Source organism: Streptomyces sp. NPDC000941 (assembly GCF_053599555.1).
The window spans coordinates 12482-33293 of sequence record NZ_JBSFMM010000009.1 but is presented as its reverse complement, the minus strand read 5'-3'; the positions used below and the strand labels follow the sequence as shown (position 1 = coordinate 33293).

13 protein-coding genes and 2 pseudogenes are annotated in these 20812 nt (G+C 68.7%); 4 read left to right on the top strand and 11 right to left on the bottom strand.

Features of this window, described 5'->3' with window-relative positions:
- Positions 1 to 20 precede the first annotated feature (20 nt).
- On the top strand, positions 21 to 797 hold the full coding sequence (locus tag ACWDSL_RS05545; protein WP_450481982.1) for a class I SAM-dependent methyltransferase: 777 nt from the start codon (positions 21 to 23) through the stop codon (positions 795 to 797).
- Here the strand turns inward: ACWDSL_RS05545 and ACWDSL_RS05540 are convergent.
- Together ACWDSL_RS05540 and ACWDSL_RS05535 are read right to left on the bottom strand one after the other, a co-directional pair.
- The gene (locus ACWDSL_RS05540; RefSeq protein WP_450481980.1) at positions 717 to 1856 is read right to left on the bottom strand and encodes a LacI family DNA-binding transcriptional regulator; all 1140 of its coding nucleotides are present in this window, start codon (positions 1854 to 1856) and stop codon (positions 717 to 719) included. The two genes, ACWDSL_RS05545 and ACWDSL_RS05540, sit on opposite strands and share 81 nt — an antisense overlap.
- Positions 1857 to 1959: 103 nt before the next feature.
- Positions 1960 to 5199, bottom strand: a complete 3240-nt coding sequence (locus ACWDSL_RS05535) for a CHAT domain-containing protein (protein WP_450481979.1) — start codon at positions 5197 to 5199, stop codon at positions 1960 to 1962.
- 495 nt (positions 5200 to 5694) lie between these two features.
- On the opposite strand from ACWDSL_RS05535, the pseudogene ACWDSL_RS05530 reads away from it, so the two are divergent.
- Positions 5695 to 5805 (top strand): annotated as a pseudogene (locus ACWDSL_RS05530) (transposase family protein); the annotation flags it as partial.
- A gap of 75 nt (positions 5806 to 5880) precedes the next feature.
- Here the strand turns inward: ACWDSL_RS05530 and ACWDSL_RS05525 are convergent.
- The 8 genes and pseudogenes from ACWDSL_RS05525 to ACWDSL_RS05490 form a co-directional block, all read right to left on the bottom strand.
- Positions 5881 to 6159, bottom strand: a complete 279-nt coding sequence (locus ACWDSL_RS05525) for a DUF5302 domain-containing protein (protein ID WP_450481977.1) — start codon at positions 6157 to 6159, stop codon at positions 5881 to 5883.
- A gap of 164 nt (positions 6160 to 6323) precedes the next feature.
- Positions 6324 to 7739 (bottom strand): DEAD/DEAH box helicase, encoded by a 1416-nt coding sequence (locus tag ACWDSL_RS05520; protein ID WP_450481975.1) that lies wholly within the window; start codon positions 7737 to 7739, stop codon positions 6324 to 6326.
- 191 nt (positions 7740 to 7930) lie between these two features.
- The gene (locus ACWDSL_RS05515; RefSeq protein ID WP_450482076.1) at positions 7931 to 8566 is read right to left on the bottom strand and encodes a hypothetical protein; all 636 of its coding nucleotides are present in this window, start codon (positions 8564 to 8566) and stop codon (positions 7931 to 7933) included.
- A 139-nt stretch (positions 8567 to 8705) separates the two neighbouring features.
- Positions 8706 to 9327, bottom strand: a pseudogene (locus tag ACWDSL_RS05510) (transposase); the annotation flags it as partial.
- Between the two features lie 311 nt (positions 9328 to 9638).
- The gene (locus ACWDSL_RS05505) at positions 9639 to 9821 is read right to left on the bottom strand and encodes a hypothetical protein (protein WP_450481973.1); all 183 of its coding nucleotides are present in this window, start codon (positions 9819 to 9821) and stop codon (positions 9639 to 9641) included.
- Entirely contained in the window at positions 9794 to 10042 is a 249-nt protein-coding gene (locus ACWDSL_RS05500; RefSeq protein ID WP_450481971.1) for a hypothetical protein, read from the bottom strand. Before ACWDSL_RS05500 ends, ACWDSL_RS05505 begins: the two co-directional genes overlap by 28 nt.
- A gap of 432 nt (positions 10043 to 10474) precedes the next feature.
- Positions 10475 to 10732 (bottom strand): hypothetical protein, encoded by a 258-nt coding sequence (locus ACWDSL_RS05495; protein WP_450481969.1) that lies wholly within the window; start codon positions 10730 to 10732, stop codon positions 10475 to 10477.
- Positions 10729 to 15942: a DUF6531 domain-containing protein gene (locus ACWDSL_RS05490; RefSeq protein WP_450481967.1), complete on the bottom strand. Its 5214-nt coding sequence runs from the start codon at positions 15940 to 15942 to the stop codon at positions 10729 to 10731. Before ACWDSL_RS05490 ends, ACWDSL_RS05495 begins: the two co-directional genes overlap by 4 nt.
- Before the next feature lie 295 nt (positions 15943 to 16237).
- Here ACWDSL_RS05490 and ACWDSL_RS05485 point away from each other — a divergent pair, with 295 nt between their 5' ends.
- Both ACWDSL_RS05485 and ACWDSL_RS05480 read left to right on the top strand, forming a co-directional pair.
- Positions 16238 to 18508, top strand: a complete 2271-nt coding sequence (locus ACWDSL_RS05485; RefSeq protein WP_450481965.1) for an ATP-dependent nuclease — start codon at positions 16238 to 16240, stop codon at positions 18506 to 18508.
- The gene (locus ACWDSL_RS05480) at positions 18501 to 19982 is read left to right on the top strand and encodes a UvrD-helicase domain-containing protein (RefSeq protein WP_450481963.1); all 1482 of its coding nucleotides are present in this window, start codon (positions 18501 to 18503) and stop codon (positions 19980 to 19982) included. Before ACWDSL_RS05485 ends, ACWDSL_RS05480 begins: the two co-directional genes overlap by 8 nt.
- Before the next feature lie 96 nt (positions 19983 to 20078).
- On the opposite strand, the gene ACWDSL_RS05475 is transcribed toward ACWDSL_RS05480, so the two are convergent.
- Positions 20079 to 20591, bottom strand: coding sequence for a hypothetical protein (locus tag ACWDSL_RS05475; protein WP_450481961.1), 513 nt, complete (start codon positions 20589 to 20591; stop codon positions 20079 to 20081).
- Between the last annotated feature and the right edge of the window lie 221 nt (positions 20592 to 20812).

Genomic DNA, 20812 nt, shown 5'->3' with positions numbered 1-20812 from the left:
CAGCAAGGTGGTACGACCCGATGAGGCTGAGCAGGGCCGCGGCCGAGCGGTGGGTAGGGCGCTGGGAGCGTCAGCAGCAGCGCTACGCGGTCGACCGCGAGGAACGGTTCACCGTGATCGCCGACGTCGTGCAGCACAGCACGGCCGACCGGCCGCGCCCGCTGATCGTCGACCTCGGCTGCGGCCCCGGGTCGCTGACCGCGCGGCTGGCCGAGCGGATGCCGGCCGCGGAGATCGTCGCGGTGGACCGCGACCCCCTGCTGCTGGCCCTCGCCCGAACCCGCCACGCCGCCGCGGCCCGCTATGTCGAGGCGGTCATCGGCGAGCCGGGGTGGACCGACGTACTGGGCCTGCACGGCCCCCTGGACGCCGCGGTCTCCACGACGGCGCTGCACTGCCTCACCGAGGAGTCGCTGCGCCGGACCTACCAGCGACTCGCCGCCCTGCTGCGCCCCGGCGGTGTCCTCGTCAACGCCGACCACTTTCCACCGGACGACACCCAGCCGGCGCGGATCGCCGCCCATGTCGGGGCGCGGCGCTCCGCGCGGCTGCGCGCGTTCGCCCACGAGGACTGGGAGTCCTGGTGGGCCGCCACGGCCGAGGACCCGGAGCTGGCCGGGCTGCTCGCCGAGCGCCGCGAGAGCCGGCAACCAGCACACCGGCAGGACTCGGGGGTCGGCCACAACGGCCTGTGTCTGTCGCGGCATATCGCGCTGCTACGGCAGGCGGGGTTCGCCCAGGCCGGGCCGGTCTGGCAGTTCGGGGACAGCCATGTCCTCGTCGCCGTCCGCCCGTGACACAGGCAGCGGCGGAGGCGCGGCGACGCTGTCGCGTACGACGATGTGGGTGCCGAGCACATGGTGGGCGCCCGCGGCGTGTTCGGGGTCGTGCAGGGCGATGCGTACGGCGGCGCGGCCAAGTTCCTCGGCGGGGGTGCGGACCGTGGTGAGCGGGGGGTTGAAGTCCTCGGCGAGCGGGATGTCGTTGTAGCCGACGACGGAGATGTCGTCGGGGACGCGCAGACCCGCCTCGGCGATGGCGCGCAGGGCCCCGGCGGCCACCATGTCGTCCCCGGCGAACACCGCGGTGAACTCCGGTGTGCCGTCAGTGCCGCCGAGGAGTTCGGCCATGGCGCGGTGTCCGGCGGTACGGCCCAGGCCGCAGTCGACGACCTGCGCGGCCTCGGGCGGCAGACCGTGCTGGGCGAGGGCGGCCCGGTAGCCGGCGACGCGTGCGTCCAGGGCCGTGTTGCCGGGCAGTCCGCCGAGGAAGACGATCCTGCGGTGGCCCGCGGAGAGCAGATGCCCGGTGAGGGCATGGGCCCCAGCCTCGTTGTCGAACTCGACGACCAGCGCCGGGATGTCCGGGTCAGGCGCGGGCCGTCCGCACAGCACGAGCCGGGCGCCGGAGGAGTCGAGGGCCTGCGCGTAGTGGGCGACGCGCTCACGGTAGGCGTCGTCCTCGACCACCCCGCCCACCAGGATCACAAGACGGGCGCCCTCCTCCCGCATGAGCTGCACGATCTCCAGCTCGCGCTGGGGGTTGCCGCCCGTGGTGCCCACCAGACACAGCCAGCCGCGCGCGGCCGCCTCGGCCTCCACGCCCTCGGCCACCTGTGCGTAGAAGGGGCTGGTGACCTGGCGCAACACGACCGCGACCATCTTGCGGCCACCGCCGACCAGAGCGCGGGCGTGGGCGTTGGCGACGTAGTCCAGGGCCCGCGCCGCGCGCATGACCCGGGTGCGGGTGGCCGGCGGGACCGGGTAGTTTCCGCTCAGCACGCGCGAGACCGTGGCCACGGACACGCCCGCCCGCTCCGCCACCTCACGGATCGTGACCCGCCCCTTTGCCGCCATCTCGCTCCCCGCTCTCCTCGCCGCGTACGTATCCGCGACCATTGTGTCGCCCGGCCTGCTCGGCCCGGGAAGCTGAGCCGCACCCGGCGGTCGGGGTCCGGGTTCAAACGGCTCCCTTCGCGGAGGTGGACTGCGTCGCCGCCGCTGTCGCCCGTCCTGGACCTGGGTGCCCCTGGTGGATGAACGCCGCCCAGACCGGGAGGCGTTCGAGCCCTGGACGCCGGATCTCGCGCAGCAGCGTGCCGGTCAGCGAGCCCGGATTTTCCCGGTCCGGGTCCAGCATCCACAGCTGCGCGGCTCTGAGTGCGTCCGCCGGTCCCTGCCCCTCGACGGTCAGGTAGTGGTGGAACACCGCCATCATCAGCGCAGAGGCCCCGTCCTGAGCGGTCCACCGCGATCCCACGACATTGCGTGCCCCACCCGAGACGAAGGCTGTCGTCAGGGTCAGGGCCTCGTCGTGGTCACGGGTGCTGAGGTCGGTCTCGCAGGCACTCAGGACCACCAGGGGCCCCTGTGCGCCGGGCTGTTCGTGCCACGGTCGGTCGAGCAGCCGGGTCACGGTCAGCATGCCCCGGTCCGGCGCGGCCCCGGGTCCGCCCTCCTCGGCCGGCAGCACGTCGGTGCCGTCCGGAAAGGCGAGATGCAGCGCCGACACCGTCGGACGCACCCCCGCGGAGCCGTGCGAGGCCACATGCAGCAGCGAGGGAGCCTTGGCAGGATCGGACAGGAGCGCGAGCACTTCGTCGGGGGTGCCGGCCGCCACCGGCTCCACGGGCGGTTCGTAGAACTCGCCGTACAGACGAGCCTGCGGGTAGAACGCCTCGTAGAGCGCCGTGGCCTCCAGCTCGGCGTAGGTCAGCTCCTGCCGGGGATCGGCGATCAGGACCGCCGCGCCGGTCGCGTCCCGGCCGGCGCGCTTGACTGTGCGCAGGAACTGGCCGCCGGACGCCGCGTAACTGATGACGGCGATCTGGCAGACGTGGTCGTGGGGCGCCGCGGCGGGCAGGCGTGCGGCGTGCCAGGGGACGACGCCCAGGCGGCCGCACGGCACGAGGACGATCCTGGGCGGGCCCGAACGGTTTTCGCGGCGGCTCTCGCCGGCGGTGAGGTGCCGCGTGACGGCTGTGAGGATGTCGTCGAGTGCCGCCCGGTACGCCCAGTCGCAGAGCGTCGACAGGGCCTCCTCCCAGGCCCGTTCGGCGGCCGGTTCGCCGAGCCGCTTGGACCGTTCGGCGGCCGCGTCGAGGTAGCGCTCAAGGGGACCGCTCTCGGTGGCGGACAGCAGCGGAAGGCCGCCTATGCCGACGCCGAAGTCCGCCCCCACGACGATCCCTACGCCGGGTGCGTCACCTTCGCCGGGCAGCAGATATACCAGCGCATCCGCTCCGGCCTCGGCGACACCGTCCGCCAGCTCATTGAGCGTGGGCGTGGTGAACAGGCCGTGCTGCCGGTAGCCGAGCGCCTCCAGGGCGCGGCGGCGCAGAGTGCTGCGCAGCTCGCCGGGGGGCCCGTCGGGCTCCCCGGCGTCGGCCGTGCCGGCCTTTCGCCATGCCTCGGCAAGCTCCCGCTGCCCGCGCGCTTCGAGGAGTTCGGGCACGGTACGCGACGTGGACGCGGCGTGCAGCACGAGGGCGCGGCCCAGCTCAAGGGCAGCCACCGCCTCCTCTGCCTGGTTCTGCGACGCGGCCCAGGTGGCCGCCATGACGCTGCGCGCGGCGCCGGCGCGAGCCGTCAACAGGCTGTGCTCCGAGCCCAGTTGCAGGATTACGTCGGCCGCGAGTGTGTTCAGAGCCTCTTTTGCGGTGGCCGCGGCGGAGGCCTGATCCGCCGGGTCCTGCGTGTGGTGCCAGCGGGCTCGGTATGCCTCTGCCAGCATCCACTGGGCCTTGGCGGCGAACCGGGGCCTTTGGCCCTGCCGTATGTCGTCGCACACCCGCCTCAGTTCGGCGATGAGAGGGTCGAGATCCGGGAGGTCGCGGGTGAGGGTGTACCGGACCATCAGGGACTGTGCGGAGTCCCACCGCTGACTCGTCGAGGCGTCAGGCGGCGCGACGGTGGCATGCCGCAGCTTTGTCGGGTCGCCGGTGACCCGGGCTCGTACGGCATCGGGGCCGGTGGCGTGCTGGGAGAGCGACTCCCTGATGAACGCGGGTGCGTGCGCTGCGGCTGCCAGACTCTGTTCGTGGTGGTCCGCGCCACGCAACCGCATGTCGTTGTCGTTCGTGAGGTTGCCGAGCGAGAGGCAGGCCTGGGCCAGGGCCAGCTGGATCTGGAAGCGGAATCCGTTGTCCGGCGGGGTGTCCGCCTCGAGCGCCTCGAGCTCGCCGAGGAGGACGCGCACCGTCGCCGCGTCCTCCGCCTTGTAGGCCGCGTCGATCCGGCTCATCAGGGGGTAGACACGGACCGCGACCGCGAATTCATCGGTTACCGGAGTCGTGGAGACCGCTGCGAACGACTGCATCTGGTCGGCCAACGCCGTCACGTACTCGTGACCGAGGGACTGGTCCTGGAGGTTGCCGCCGACACTCTCCCCCGCCTGCAGCAGCATGCCGATGAAATTCTCGATGGAGACGCTCGCCTCATGGCCGGGCGGCAGCTTTCCGTGTGCGGCGCGCAGCCGCCGCAATGCCCGGTTGATGGCCTCCGGGTCGCCGCCTCGCAAGGCTGCGAGCGCGTCGAGCACTGAGGGCATCATGGCGTCCATGGCGACGACATCGGGGTCGTCGTCGGCCGCGACCGACGTACGGGCTCGGCCCTGCTGCGGGCCGGAGGGGTCCGGAATGGTGCTCATCCGCTGCAACTGGCCGCGCAGTTCCGGCGCCAGCGGCAACTCCAGAGCCTCGGCCAGGAGCGCCGGCATCTCGGCCGCGATGGCCGCCATCTCCTCGGTCTCCTGGTACGCGCGCCAGTCGAGCAAGTTGAAGAAGCCGGCCTGGCCGACCCCACCCCCTGCCGGTGGTACGGGCATCGCCAGACTCAGCAGGGCCAGCGCGGCCCACCGCCGGTCGTCCGCATCCGTCGCCGCCCCGGTTCCGGTCCGGGGATCGCGGGCCTCCCGCAGCAGCAGCCGGGCCCGCTCCCGGTCCGGCGGCACACCGCCCCTGGCGAGGTGCCGCATCGTGAGGACGGAGCCGAGCTGGACCGTCACGGTGGCCCGCGGTTCCGCGTCGTGCTCCAACAGCCTCAGCAGCTCTTCGAGTTCGGCGATCGAGCTGTCGTACACATTCGGGTCGGCATTGGGGGTGCCCGGCGGGTACAGCCGCAGCGCCCGCTTCGTGGCGGCCATCACCCAGGCACGCAGCGCCCGGACGCCCCCGCCCTCCTCGATCTCCGCGTCGGTCACATCTCCCCCTCAACCTGCCGGGCGTCTCCGTGCGCTGCTCCCAGGAATCCGGCTGCTGCCACTCACCCTGCCAGCGAAGCAGCACGGTCCGCGCGGGGTGAAGCCCTGTCCCGAAGGGCGCCCAGTCCACAACCAGCATGCGCCCGATGCCGCGGCAATCGGTGCGGCCGGAATTCGACGCTACAGTCCTCTCACGAGCATCAGCCCAGGAAGATGAGCCGCACCTGGCGGTCGGGGTTGTCCTTGTTGGTGTCCGCCAACCTCCGCAAAGACAACACTCAGCGCAGACGCACACTTGCCGGGCGAGAGGGGCCACTGACCAGCCGGGCGGGCGAGACACGACTCACGGCTTCTCCGTCCGGGACGTAGAAGCCGTGGGTTCAAACCCCGCCCCCCGACAGTGCAATACCAGGTCAGAGGGCCTGATCCGCTCAGCGGGTCGGGCCCCTGAGTGGTTTCTGGGGGCTGTTAACACCGTGCCCACAAGCTCGTTACAAGCACCGCCGACACGGAGTAAACGTGCAGATGGTGACCGACCCGGTCGGGCGGCTGCTGTGGATCTCGCCGACGATGCCCGGCAGCGTGCACGATCTCATTGCGGCCCGCGGGTGACGACACCCCTGACCGCAGGTCCGCGGCTGTGCTCACTCTGGAGCGGCGATGCTGAAAGAGCTCATTGACTCAGCCGCCGCTCTTGCGCCGGAACGACCGCTGGCTCGCAGCCGGGCCGTTCGTCCTACGGACCTTCGACGCCTCGACGTTCGCAGCGAGATCAGCGGCGTCCGCCTGCGCACCGCGCTTGCGCGCCAGGGCCTCCCGGAACTTGCGCTTCAGGTCGTAGTGGCCGTCGCTGTCGGGCACCAGAGCGGACGTCTCGGGGTCGGTAGGCTCCGAACCTTCTACGGACGTCTCGGGGTCGGTCGGCTCCGAACCTTCTTGGGATGCGGACTCTGCGGTCATGGCGACCTCCTGGGTTCGGGCAGTGGGAAGCACAGCTTGTCATGCCGGGCACACCACGAGGGCGTTCATCTCGTAGATGTATGCACAGTACACAGGAGGGTCGGGCCGGGCTGGAGGTTCTCCGTTCCGGGGTCGGAAGTATCCGATCATCTGGGCAGCGGCTCTCAGCCGCCGCGACGCACCCGGGCCGCCTTGCGGGCTTCGGCGAGCTTGCGGGCCTCGGCAGCCTTTCGAGACTTGCCGCCGGCGCCGCGGGAGGTGTCCTTGCTGGTGCCCAGGCCGCGGAAGGGAGCATTGCTGTTCTTGGGCCGGGGCGTGGCGGGCCCGCCGTCGAGCGGGGTGCCGGAGGGGGCCTTGGCCCCGGTGATCCGGCTCAGCTCCGCCTCGCCCGAGCGTACCTTGGTGATGGTCGGCTCGATGCCGGCCTCTGCCATCAGACGGCTCATCTCGCGGCGCTGGCCCGCCGGCACCAACGTGACGACGCTGCCGGACTCACCGGCCCGGGCAGTACGGCCCGCGCGGTGCACATAGTCCTTGGGGTCGGTGGGCGGGTCGACGTTGACCACGAGATCGAGGTCGTCGACGTGCAGGCCACGGGCCGCGACATTGGTCGCCACCAGGACGGTGATCTGGCCGTTCTTGAACTGCGCCAGGGTCCGTGTGCGCTGCGGCTGGGACTTGCCGCTGTGCAGGGCCGCGGCGTGCACTCCGCTGGCTCGCAGATGCCGGGTGAGCTGGTCGACCGCGTGCTTGGTGTCCAGGAACAGCAGTACGCGGCCGTCGCGGGCGGCGATCTCCGTGGTGACGGCGTACCGGTCGGGGCCGTGGACGACCAGAACGTGGTGGTCCATCGTCGTGACCGCGCCCGCGGACGGGTCGACCGAGTGGACGACGGGGTCGTGGAGGTAGCGGCGGACCAGGTGGTCGACGTCGCGGTCCAGAGTGGCCGAGAACAGCATCCGCTGACCGTCGGGGTGTACCTGGTCGAGCACCTCGGTCACCTGCGGCAGGAAGCCCATGTCGCACATCTGGTCGGCCTCGTCGAGGACGGTGATCCCTACCCGTCCCAGGCGGCAGGCCCTGCGCTCGATGAGGTCGTGCAGACGGCCGGGGGTGGCGACGACCACCTCGGCTCCATCGCGCAGCGCAGCGGCCTGCCGGCCGATCGACATGCCGCCGACGACCGTGGCCATCCGAAGCCGCAGTGCCTCTGCGTACGGAGCAAGCGCCTCGGTGACCTGTTGGGCCAGCTCTCGGGTAGGCACCAGGATCAGAGCCAGGGGCTGCTTCGGTTCCGCGCGCCGCCCAGCCGTCCGGACGAGCAGCGGCAGGCCGAAAGCGAGAGTCTTGCCCGATCCGGTGCGCCCGCGCCCGAGGACATCGCGTCCCGCGAGGGCGTTGGGCAGCGTGGCTGCTTGGATCGGGAAGGGCTCGCGTACACCGAGTTCGCTGAGCGTTCGCAGCACCTCGGCTGGTAGTTCCAGGTCGGCGAAGGAAGCGACCGGGGGCACCGTTGGCGCAGTGGTCATGATCGGGGCGAGATCGCTGTGCGAGGTGCCGGGGAGGTCAGGGTGATTCATGAAGGGCCTTCCGCATGCGAACGTACCGAGGAAGGCCCGGTAGGAATGAGCCGTCGACGAACAAGAGGAACCGGACAGGCGGGATCGCCAACCGTCACGAGCACGCAAAACCATGAGGGTAACACGGAGTGACAGCCTCGCGTCCCGAGATCGCGGCCCGGCGGTCCCGGCCTCAGCCGGCCGTCTGCCCGCTACATCCCCAGGCTGCCAGCCCCTGCGCGGCTGCGCCCTCGATAGCCGCCTTGTCGTCTCTTCCGGAAGGCCGAGTGAGATCTTCTCGCCGGATCCACGTACGGTGAACGGTGGCTCTTCGAGCTTCTTGCCGGGCAGTTCGGCGGAACGCTTCTGATCCCGTTCCAGCCAGAGCTTGCGTGACTACTCCGGACGGCTTCGGGGGCGGTCCGGCCCTGGCGTTCGGTGGCCAGGATGATCCACAGGCCCCAGTCCGCGGCCAGCCTCTCGCGCCACTCCATCGCGGTGTGGTTGCGCGGGAAAGCCGCGGCCCGGGTCAGTGCGCGGGCACCACACCACAACAAGCCCACCGCCAGCCCGCCGAGCACGCTGGTGAAGATGTACACCTCGTAGGGGAGTACCGGCCCACTGACGCCGGTGGTGCCGGTTGGTGAGGGAAACCAGCTACCGACGATCTGCCCGAGACCGGGAACGTACGGGTGGTCGATCAAGCCCTTCGCGATCAGCCAGCCCCCCTCGTCCAAGGGACGGGCCTTACCCCCGGCCTCGGCACACATCAGAAGCTGTTCCAGCAGACCGAACCCCGCTCCAGCAGCGCCGCCCAGCACCACGAAGTCCGCCAGCCCCCACTGCATCCGCCCGCGCAGCGCCCACCCCGAAGACGAGCAGCACCGTGGGCCACCGCACCGTCCGCACCGTCCAGGACAGCAACAACAGCTGCAGCACAGCCCATACCGACGTAGCAGCCATCCAGAACGCCACGCCCCGCAACCCCCTCCAACTGGGCACTGAGATGAGGTCGTTCCTTGCGGACGATCAGCCGCATGCCGCTGGGCCGGCCGTCCAGCAGCTTGCCCGTGAGCTCGGCAGGCCGGGCCCAGGATCTTCAGCACATGCTGGTGGATCGCCTCGGTGATCACCATGCCGACCGAGTAGGACAGCCATCGGCCTCGCTTCGCGAGCCAGGACACGAAGTCGTGGATGTCGCCGGCGGAGTCCGTGCGGATCCGCGTCCGCCGCCCTCGCCGGTACTTCTTCGGCAGTTGAGCCAAGGCCAGTTGGGTGGTGGTGATGTGGTCGGCGGCCGTGTTCGAGCCCGCGTTCCCCGGTCTGAGGAGAGTGGCGACCGGCTCTCAGGTTCCGCCGGGGCCGTGGTCGACGAAGGCCGTCAGGAGGTGATGGCCGTAGGTCTTCTTCCAGGTCGCGGCCGCGTCCTCCTTGTCGGAGTGCGCGATTACGAGGACGCCGTCGAGGTCGACCGTGACCTGTCCATCGGTGTCCGGGGCGTTCTTGCCCGCCGACAGCCGGACCCGCTACGGATTTCGGCCCGTGCGGACCGGATGGCCCGCAGGGCTTTCTCGCCGGAGTCAGCGAGGGTGTCGATCAGGCGGGAGACCAAGGTCGCAAGGTACGGGTACGGAGATTGGGCGGCCACACCCAGGACGATCTTGCTCAGCCCAGGAAGCTGAGTCGCACCTGACGGTCGGGGTTGTCCTTGTTGGTATCCGCCAACCTCCGCAAAGACAACCCCAGGCTAACCAGATCGCGACGCGCACCCGGCGCCGGTGCCGTGGTCATCCCACGTCGGGATGACCACGGCGACCGGAGCGCCAGTGAGGTGGACAGCAAGTCGGCCGCGGCTGGTCTGTCGCACTGGCAGCCCCCGACATCCTTTCCGGACACCCGATCAGGAGTCGTAGCGCTCGGTTACCACAATCGTCGTCCCCGCGAGCGCCGTTCCCACCGGCGTCTCGGCCCAAAGTCCCGGTCGACCAGGTCCGGCGGGCGGGGCGCCAACGGTTCGGGCACCGTGGTACGGCGCCGCTGGCCCCGGATGACGCCTTCCAGGCCCAGCTCGCGCATCAGCCGCTCCACCGTGCCGCGGGCCACCGCCACACCCTTGCACCGCAGAGCCCGGGAGATCCGCCGGACCCGTAGGTGCCGCCCGATTCCGTGTGGATCTCCTCGATCAGCGGCATGAGCTGCTCGTCCCGCAGCCGGCGGGCCGACTTCGGCCGCTTCTTGCGGGCGTAGTAAGCAGACTCGGACAGTTCCAGCGCCCGGCAGGTGAACCCGACCCCGAGGCCCTTGTCCCGAAGGTGTTCGATCACCTGGTCCGCCTCTTCCGGGGACGGTCTTGCGGAGTTGTTTCAGTTCCTCCAGCTCGGCGGTGGTCAGCCGGTCATCACTTCCCCGGCGTCGGCCTCGGCCTGGCGAATCCAGCCACGCAGGGCTTTCTTGGGGATGCCGAGGTCCTTCGCGCGATGGGGCGGCCGGTGGCGCGGACCTCGCGGACGGCCCGCTCGCGCAGCTCGTCCGGATATTTACGTGGTGCCGGCACAGCTCGCGGTTCTCCGTACACCAGGATCATAAGCCTGGCTTCAGGGACTCCACGCAACCGGGGTCAGCTCATTCCGCTCTGCGGGAGCGGACAAGCGTCGAAGCCATCGAGAAGGCCCACAATGGAGTTCGGGGACTGGCTGTCTCGACCAGCCCGAGCGCGACCTATACAGGATGCATGAAGTGCTGTGCTGGTGTACGACTCATTCGTTTCCGTCAGTGTTATCCACCAAAGCTCTCCGTGCTTCCTCTAGAGACTCCGCCATCTCTTCTTCGTTCACATACGGGAGCCCTTCCCCTGGGCGGTACAGGGAGAGGGGTTCACTCAAGATCTCGTAGACGTCTGAGTCCAGGAAGTAGTCGATTGCGACCGCTTCGATCTGACTCACGACCTGCATCGACCTGTCCTGGCCGGATAGAAATACATTGATCAGCTCTAGGAGAGATTCCCGTGGATTCACGGCAAAGTTACCTGCTTCGGGATCATCACTGTGACGACATGATGAGGGTTGTTCGCGCTGACGACTACGAATGGTTTTCCTGGAAGTGAGGGGGCTCTCACCTGAATGGTACCCCTCACCGGATCGAACTTGATCTTTGTCCCCTTGTTCAGAATGTGGTCCACCACATCCAGCGTCGTAGGTGGACGGCCAGGCCCACTTCCGGCGACACGTTCGGCAGCATGTGCTGAGAGCGTTCGGCCGCCCGGAGTGGTCAGTCTTGGGACGTGGAGGCCGATTTCCTGCCGGTGGGAGAAGACGCGGTCATAGGGAACCAACTCCCCCCGAGGCGCCGAAGGCGAGGGCTCCGGAACCATGTACGGAGGCTTCTTGGGCGCGAGGCCGTCTGGATCTACCCAGTTGTGGGGGTTGTGGACGTAGGTAGTGGGGTTGGGTGAGGGTGCCAGACCGAGGGGGTCGGGGGTGAGGTAGCGGGCGGTTTCGGGGTCGTAGTGGCGGTGGAGGTTGTAGTGGTGGCCGGTTTCCAGATCGTGGTACTGGCCGGGGAAGCGGAGGGGGGCGTAGGCGGTGGCGTCGGGGTTCCAGGTGGTGGTGCCCCAGAGCGTGGTGCGGGACTGCCAGGCGATGTGGCCGGTGTCGTCGAGGAGGTGGGTGGGGGCGCCGATCAGGTCGGTAATGATCGCGTAGAAGCGGGTGTCGATCTCTTCCTGTGGGGTCTCGGCGCCGGGGGCGTACTGGGTGGTCTGCGTGAGAGGGGTCAGCCCGCTTTCGTCGTGGTCCCAGGTGAGCGTCTGGGTGCCGGGCCAGTTTGTTGAGGTGGTGGTCTGCTCGATGAGGGTGGTTTCGTGCCAGACGAATCTGACTTCCTCAGCCACCGAGCCGTCTGGGGCGAAGCGTTGTTTCGCTGCGCGGCGGCCGAGGGGGTCGTAGCGGTAGCACCAGGTGGTGCCGTCGGGGGTGACCACGTGGGTGAGGTGGTCTTGGGTGTCCCAGGTGTAGCGCCAGGTGTCGGGCTTCTTCGAAAGGCGGGGCTTCTGGCGCAGCGTGATGCGCCCGGCGGCGTCGTGTTCGTAGCGGGTGGTGCCCGCGGTCCGGATGCGGGTTCCGGTGTAGGTGCGAGCGCCGGTCGAGGCCGCGCCGGGGTGGGTTTCCGGCCAGGTGGCGTGGGTCTGGTTGCCCGCGGGGTCGTAGGAGTAGGACTCCTGCCAGGTGGCGGCTTGTACGTGCGTGACGCGGCCGGCCGGGTCCAGGGTGTAGCGGCTGGGGCCGGTGGTGGTGTCCTCGCAGGCGGTGAGGTAGCCGTCTTGACGCCAGGTGTAGGTGCGCCGCAACAGGGGCGCCTCTTGCGGGCCTGCGGTGTAGGACTGGCCGATGAGGCGGTTGGCTGGGTTCCATGCCTGGGTCAGGGACAGCCCCCCGGTCCACCTCCGTTGGGTGACACGTCCTGATCCGTCGTGGGTGGCGGTCAGTCCCCTGCCTGCGGTGGTCAAGGTGGTGCGGTTGCCTGCCCCGTCGTAGGTGTACGTGGTTCGGGCGCCTGCCGGTGAGCGGCGGGAGGCCAGCTGCCCCGCTGCGTCGTAGGTCAGATGCAAGGTGTGGCCGTCCACGGTTTCGGACAGCATGCGGCCCGCAGGATCGTAGGTGCGGGAGAGACTCATGCCGGGGCCGGTGGCTCGGAGAAGTTCCCCGGCCGGGCCCCAGCGAAAATTCGAGACCCTCCCAGCCACGTCCTGGGCCACCATGCGGCCCAGCGCGTCGTAGGTGTAGCCGGTGGTATGGCCCAGCGGGTCGGTACGCGAGATGAGTTGGCCCGCCGCGTCGTGCTGGTAGGCCACCGTACGGCCGTCGAAATCTGTCTCCGACAGCAGCCGTCCGGCCGGGTCGTAGGCGTAATCCCACGTCAGGCCCTGGGGGTTGGTGACCTGGGTCAGTCGCGCCTCGGCGTCGTGGGTGAAGGTATAGCGGGCCCCATCTGGGTCGGTGCGAGCGGTGAGCAGGTCGAGATGGGTGTACTCACAGCGCGTCACCCCACCGATCGGGTCCGTATGGGACAGGCAGTTGCCCTCGCCGTCGTATGTCCAGGACTCCGCAGCCCCGTCCGGGCCGGTGCGGCGCAGGAGTTTGCCTTCCGGGCTCCATATGTAGTGGGTCACCGCGCCCAGTGGATCGGTCTCGGCCACGATGCGGCCGAACGCGTCCCGCTGGTAGAAGGTGGTGGCTCCCAGCGGGTCGGTGATTTCGATGGGGAGCCCGGCCCCGTCGCAGCGCACCCGGGTCGTCGCGTCCAGCGGGTCGGTGACGGCGAGCAGGCCCCCGCGCGCGTCGTAGAGGTAGCGGGTGATGGCGGTGAGCGGGTCGGTGAGCGTGGTTCGGTTGCCCGCCGCGTCGAAGGTCTGCCGCCACACCGCGCCGCCCGGATCGGTGATCTGTACCGGGTTGCCCTGTGCGTCGAGCACCGCGCTGATCTCGCTGCCGTCCGGCCGGAGCACGGCTGTCAGATGCCCGCGCTCGTCGTAGCGCCAGCCGGTGGTGCGGCCCAGCGGGTCGGTCTCGGCGACCGTACGGCCGTCCTGGTCGTACACGGTGCGGCTGACCGCGCCGACTGCGTCGATCTCCCCGACGACCTGGTGCGCCTGGTCGATCAGATAGCGGGTGACCGCACCGTCCGGCGAGGTCAGGGTGGTGACTTTCAGGCCGGGGAAGTCCGGGTCCACTCCGTCGTAGCCGATGCGGAAGGTGAAGTGGCCGCCCTCGCCACCCTCGGCGATGACCCGGTCCTGCTGGTCGTAGGTGTAGGAGTACCAGCGGTTGTTGGTGTCGGTCCAGGACGTGACCCGTCCGGCCTGGTCGTAGGTGAAACGCAACGGTAAGCCCGAGGGGCCCGTGGTTTCGGTGAGATGGCCGTCGGTGTAGCCGTAGTCCATCACCCGGACCTCACCGGCGTGCAGGCCGGTGATCCGCTCACCGTCCGACGTCAGCCGCAGCCGGTAACCACCGCTGTGAAGGATCTCAGCGGGTGCGCCGGAAGCGTCGTAGGTGAAGGTGATGCGGTTGCCGTTGCGGTCGGCGATCTCCCGCAGAAGCGCCAGTGCCTCATTGCGGTACGGGGTGAAGGTGCGGACGAGCCCGGCCTCTGGGTCGGTGACGGTGTACGTACCGCCGTCCGCCGTCCGTGCCAGCAGCCACCGCGGCCCCTCCGCGGGCATGACCGCGGTGCCGCCCGGCACCGGATGCGGATAGGCCAGCAGCAGACCGTCCTCGGTGAAGAACACCACGCCTTGCTCATCGAACTCCAGTCGCTGGTCGGCCGTTGAGGCCCAGGTCGGGCCGAACCACCGCCCGGCGCGGTATCCGGAGTCAACTCGGCGGGAGAACACCAGCGGCAGCACACCCGGCAACGCCACATCCGTCTGCGGCAGGAACATTCGCCCAGTCGCCAGATCCACCGGGTCCGTACGGCCATGCCGCACCCTGTCCCACGTACGCGAGAACAGACCCCGGCCACGGCCCCGGAGGGCGCCGCGCGCCCACTGCATCGCCTCACGCGCCGCCAGCCTGGCGCCGATGCGTGAGGCGATCGGGCTCAGGGCGCGCGGGGCGAGGCTCATCAGCAGGGTCTCTGCCAGCCCCCCGCCCATGGCGAGTTCCAGCGGCATCGTGTACGGCATGGCGAACAGCGCGATGGTGAGGAGGAGGGGAAGGCCGACCTCAAGGAGCTTTTCCAGGAGGAAGTCGTCGGTACCGAGGATGCGGTAACCCGTCAGGGGGGCCTCGCCGCCGGCGATCGCCGACCAGCGGGACAGCAGCAGGATGCCGACGACGAGGGAGCCCACGCACACGGCGACGCGGAACTGGACCTGGGCAAGGGCCTCGCCCAGGGGAGAAGCGCTCGCAGTCCGGTAGCCGCCTACAGCCGAGATCAGGCGCCACAGGGCCAGGGCCAGCCCGGCCAGGCCAACACCGATCAGGATGTGCAGCCCGGCGCCTTTGGTGAAGTACTCCTGCAGACCCTTGGCGGACGGAAAGGAGCCCACCGCCAGATACATCAGGGAGGGGACGGCCAGCAGCAGGCTGAGCACCAGAAGTGCCTTCTCGTGCCGCGGCCAGCGGGGGCGCTGCTCCCGGGCCCGGCGCCACAGCTGCCGGAAGGTCACACCACGCCATGCCTCCGGGCTGTTTGTCGCGTCCATACGTCGGGTCTGCCGGGCGACCGACTCGCGTAGCAGGTCCAGCTTCTCCGCGTGGGTACGGGGGTGGGCCGTGGCGTACAGCAGCGCTCTGCGCTGTCGGGCGTAGCCCAGGGCGATGATCCACGTAGCCGGGAGGTGCAGCAGGGCGTACCCGAAGAGAGCTTCGGGGGCGGTCCGGCCCTGGCGTTCGGTGGCCAGCGCGACATCGAGCTCGCGCCGCCGGCCCAGGCGGGACCGGTGCAGATCCCAAATCCACGCGAGGGCAAGGCAACCCAGGATGATCCACAGGCCCCAGTCCGCGGCCAGCCTCTCGCGCCACTCCATCGCGGTGTGGTTGCGCGGGGAAGCCGCGGCGTAATTGTTCACCCAGTGGATCGCCACCGCCCCGGCCATCGGCACCAGCGCTGCGGCCCGGATCAGTGCGCGGGCACCACACCACAACAAGCCCACCGCCAGCCCGCCGAGCGCGCTGGTGAAGATGTGTACCTCGTAGAGGAGTACCGGCCCACCGACGCCAGTGGTGCCGGTTGGTGAGGGAAACCAACTGCCGGCGATCTGCCCGAGACCGGGAACGTACGGGTGGTCGGTCAAGCCCTTCGCGATCAGCCAGCCCCCCTCATCCACGGGAAGGGCCTTACCCCCGGCCTCGGCATACATCAGAAGCTGTTCCAGTAGACCGAACCCCGCTCCGGCGGCGCCGCCCAGCACCACGAAGTCCGCCAGCCCCCACTGCATCCGCCCGCGCAGCGCCCACCCCGCGACCACCAGCGGTGCGACCTTGATCAGCTCCTCCACCACCGGAGCCGTCGTCCATGACACCACATCCATGACGCCCGCCAGCGAACTCTCCCTCGCGGTCGCCAACTGACGTGCCACCACAAGCTCCAGCAGCATCGAGAGCACACCGCAGCCATACACGCCCACCCCGAAGGCGAGCAGCACCGTCGGCCACCGCACCGTCCGCACCGGCCAGGACAGCAACAACAGCTGCAGCACAGCCCATACCGACGTAGCAGCCATCCAGAACGCCACGCCCCGCAACCCCCTCCAACGCCGCTGCAGACCCGTCACGCTAAGTCGAACCGTCGTCACGCACAAGAGGCCTTTGGGTGCGCCGTACACGGACCCTCGATTTTCGTGTTCAACAGGGTAGGCGAGACGGCCTTTCCGTCGCAGCAGGCAGCCAGGACTCGGCGGTCTGACCCAACCCGGCACACCCATCGGGCTGCATGCCGAGATTCGTGCCGACATCCGCGCGCAGCTTGCACCACGCGCCGCTTCGGCGAAAACATCACTGAGCGATGATGTTCGCAGAGTGACCGAGTCGATCGGGGGATCTGCCATGCATCTGAGCCGCGTCAAGGTGAGCGGTCTGCGCGCGAGCGCAGAGACTCCAATGAGCTGCGACCTTCCCGGCAGATTCAGTGTGCTGATCGGTGCGAACGGCGCGGGCAAGACGACACTCACAGACGCGCTCTACCTCGCGCACCCAGGGAGTCGATTTCCCGTGCTACCGAGGCCGACTTCAGCTGTCCTGGCATCACCTGACGCCGGCGTAGAGCGCAGCGTCGACATCACCTATGCGTTGGGAGGCGACCTCGACGCGGAGGGGCGGCTTGGCCGCGAGCTTCATACCACGGGGCATCGGCGCCTCGGTGCAGACGCTGAATCCTGGAGTGTCTCCCTTCACCGACAACTGGGAACGGTCACCTCCCGCCTGGCCAACAGCCACGGAGTTGCGCGGAAGCTTGACCAGTTCAAACTGATCTACCTTCCCGCCTGGCGTCATCCGCTGGACGAACTGGCTCGACGCGAGGCACGCATCCTGGTCGAGCTGCTACGGGCGCGGCAGCAGGAACTCCACGGCAGCCGTAACCTGGTGGCCTTACGGGCCCGTGCCTCTCAGCTGTTGGAGGACCTTGCAAAAGACAGCCTGATCGACGCCGTCGAGGCACGGATCGGCGAACACTTGGGCAGGCTGTCTGACGGAGTAAGTCCGCAATGGCCCTACGTCCGCGGCCAGGTCATCGACGACACCTACCTCGCGCGCGTCCTGGAAATCATGCTCGCCGTCATCGAAGGCCGCTCCGCAGCCCGTCCCCTGGAGGTTTCCGGGCTGGGATATGTCAACCTCCTGCATATTGCCGTGACGTTGGCTGCGATACCCGACTCCGCCGAAGTCCCCCTCGCTTCACCGAACCCGCCGGAAGGAACCGGCGATCACGGGTCCCTCTCCGAGGAGGAGCAGGCGAGGCAAGCCTTCGAGAACCTGGCCCAAGCACAAGCCGAAGCGGCTTCCGAGGAAGACTCCTTCTTCTCCACAGCCCCCTTTCACGCAACGGTCGTCATCGAGGAGCCCGAAGCGCACCTGCACCCCCAGCTACAGCACTCACTGGTGCGCTACTTGCGCAGAACCGTCAAATCGCGACCCGAGTTGCAGGTGATCCTCACCAGTCACGCGACCGACATCATCACCGCCTGCGACCCTGCGGAACTCGTCGTCGTGCGTCGCACCAGCCACGGAAGCGTCAGCCGCTGCGTCAGGGACGTCGTCCCGCCCCAGCATCGCGAAGCCACGCTGCGCATGGCCAGACTGCACCTCGACGCGAGCCGTTCATCGGCACTCTTCGCCGAACGCCTGCTCCTGGTCGAAGGAGTGACGGAAGGCGCCGTGGTGCGAGAGTTCGGCCGCGCCTGGGCAGCCGACGACGAAGCGAAGCAAGCCTTCATTGATGCCCTGAGCATCGTCCCCATGGGCACCAAAGTAGGCCAATGGGCCGCCCATCTCCTGGCTACACCGGGGGCGGAATTGTGTACGAAGCTGGCCATCCTCCGTGACAGCGACAGCGACCTCCCCTTCGACAGCGCGCGCGATACGCCCAAGTGGCTGACCGAGCACGATGCATCCGTTGTCCAAGCCTTCATCAGCCACCCCACCCTCGAGCCGGCGATCACTCCGGGCAACGAGCACCTCGTCGAGGAAGCCCAGCGAACGATTGACCCGAAGCACCCGCTGACGGAAGTCACCCCCAACAGCGTCCGCGCCTACTTCGCCAGCCGAAGGACTGGAAAGGACGGAGAGGAAGCAGTCAAAGAAGGACGAGGCGCACGGCGAAAGGCCGAGTTCGCTCTCGCACTCGCCGCCCTGCTCCGCGAAACCAACGACACCGATCGCGAAGCGGCCGACCGCATGTCCCTTATCTCCGTACCCGGCCACCTCCAGAACCTCTTCGACTTCCTCTATCCCGCTGCCCCACACACCGCCGCCATCGACCCCACGTCCGACGAGTCCGCCATGGAACCGCCCGTATGGCTCGCGCCGGACACTATCTGGGACGAGTTGCCAGACGACGCCGGCTGGGACGACGACCTCGACGACCCGGCGTTCTGGCAGGAACACGAACCCAGCGACGAGGAGCGAGAGCCCGAGGCAGCAACAGTCGATGCGGACGAAACCACATGCTGGGACGAACTTCTCCTCGCACGTCCGACTCAGCAGAACCACACTGCAAGCCGCCAGCCGGGCGGCTGGCCCACACGCGTGCAGGTACCCGGACAGTGGCCACAGGGGCAGAGCAATGCCTAAGTCCGGCGCAGGGTTCGACGCCCTGACGCCACAACAGCTGACGGCTAGCGGCAGCCCGCACGACCGCGTCTACGTCGAAGCAGCGCCCGGTTCCGGAAAGACCACCGTGTCGGCTCTGCGCTTCGGCCTGCACCGCTTTGCCACCCCCACCGACCGGCGGGCGGTCGTAGCGGTCAGCTTCACCAGGTCAGCCACCGAGGAACTGCGAACGCGCGTCATCCGGCAATGGGGCCCGTCATCAGTAACCTGGCCGCATCGCATCGTGACCCTGGACACCCTTCTGTGCGACCTTCTCTTCCACCTGCTCCACGAAGGCGTTCTGCACTGGCCAGGAGGGCACACCAAACTTGAGGTCCTGGACACATGGCGGACGGCTCTCCCCACGAAGCCCGGCCGTATAAGGCCCGTACTGCAGGTCGACAGCGGCCAGGTCCTCGTCAGAACCGTCAACGAGTCTCAGTCCACGAGCCATCCTTCAGCCACGGACTTCAAGAGAGCGGTCTCTGCCGGTAGATGCACTCACGACAACGTACGGGAGGCTCTGCAGGGAGCCCTGACAGGCAGCTCCGCAAGGCAGGCACTGACCTCCTACTTCAAGACCACCGTGCGTTCATTGACGGTGGACGAAGTCTTCGACGCCAACGACCTGGACCGGGACGTCTTCTCGCTTGCCGCGTCGGGGGGCAGCTCCCTCACACTGGTCGGTGATCCCTGGCAAGCTCTCTACCAGTTCAGAGGCGCACGTCCCGCTGCCATGACGGTATACATCAGCGAGAACGGCTTCACCACACACCACCTGGACGAATCATTTCGGTGGGGCAGCGACAGGCAGGCATGGCTCACGCGGCAGCTGCGCCGGCGGATGCCGGTGACACTGCCGGCGGGTTCTGCCCATGACGCCGATGTAGTTCTTGCACACAAATGGAAGACTCTGTGGGACTCCGATCCACACGTCCTGCCCCTCGCCGTCAAGCCTCGCGTTGGTCAGGTCCAAGAGGCGATATGCACCCTGCTCCTCAATGAGATCACTCAGAATGCGCTCGGCCAACAGGCAGTGTTCCTGCACGATGCTCTGGTCACACTCGGCCTGGAGAAGGAAGAGCTAGCGACAACCCTCCGCCCCTGCCTGCAGAAAGCCATCACTCACCTCAAAGGCGGCATCCCGCCGTCGCTGGTGTGGCAGAGCTTGACAGGCAGCCTGGCCGACCGCATCCCGGCGGTCGCCGCGCAACAGCACGCGCGCAAGCCGCTCGGCGCACTGGCTCGTCTACAACTGCGGCTTGGAGATGACCAGCTGGTGCCTGGCCTAACCTGCCACCAGTCCAAGGGGCGCGAGTGGAACACAGTAGCCATAAGGCTGAGCGGGGCAGACGCCTCGGCCCTGGTGCTCGGCCTCGACCCTGCACAGGCCGACCATCGCGCCCTCTACGTGGCACTCACGCGTGCTCGCCTCGACACGCTGGCCCTCACATGAGCAGCAGCGCCGTCTGCTGATAGGCACCGGGTCCGAATCCGGGAAATGGCTGAACCCGGGCCCTCGCCCGGCGATGGGGATGCGCTCCCGGCGACCTTACGTGTTGATGCCGACGCAGGGCGGGCCATCGCAGAGGCTGGCCACGCAGGACGGCTCGGCCTTGGCACACGCGCCATCCTGGCCAAGCACATCCTCTTCCACTGGAACCGCATGGGATTCACCACGCGACAGCAGGCGATGTGGGCCCGAGTGGCCCGGGAGGCGATCCTTGGCCGCTGTCTTGCATTCGGGCAGCCCAAGTAGACCCTTGGCCTGCCGCACGAAGAGGCTTCCTGGGCCTCGTGCCCCATCCGTGCCCTCAGAGTGGTAAACAGCGGCCAGTCGCGGAGCGATCACGCTCGCCCTTGTACGCCTGCTATCCGGCTGCCGCTCGATGACGGAGACCGGCGGCTGATCGCTGATGCAGTTGTGGTCAGCCCACTCAGTGAGGAGGTCGGCCAGGCTGGCCAGCGGCGTCGTCATTGGCCAAGGTGGGCGCTCCTCGTGCCCCGTCCAGGTCAGGTGCACCACTGCCCAGGGAAAGGGACGGTCGGTGACGCTGAACAGCACGTCGTCACATCCTCCGCACCGGGCACCAGCAGAGACCCGGGCGCCATGCAACTGGTGTCCCGGAGCCAGCTCGCGGTGCAACTCCACATCCAGTAAATGCAAGCCACCATCAGGCACCCACCACGGGGCAGGGAGCTGCGACGGGTCATCCGGTGTGGGCTGCACAAGCAGATTCTTGCAGGGGTCAACCCGGCGGCGGCTGTGTTCGAGGTCATCAGCTG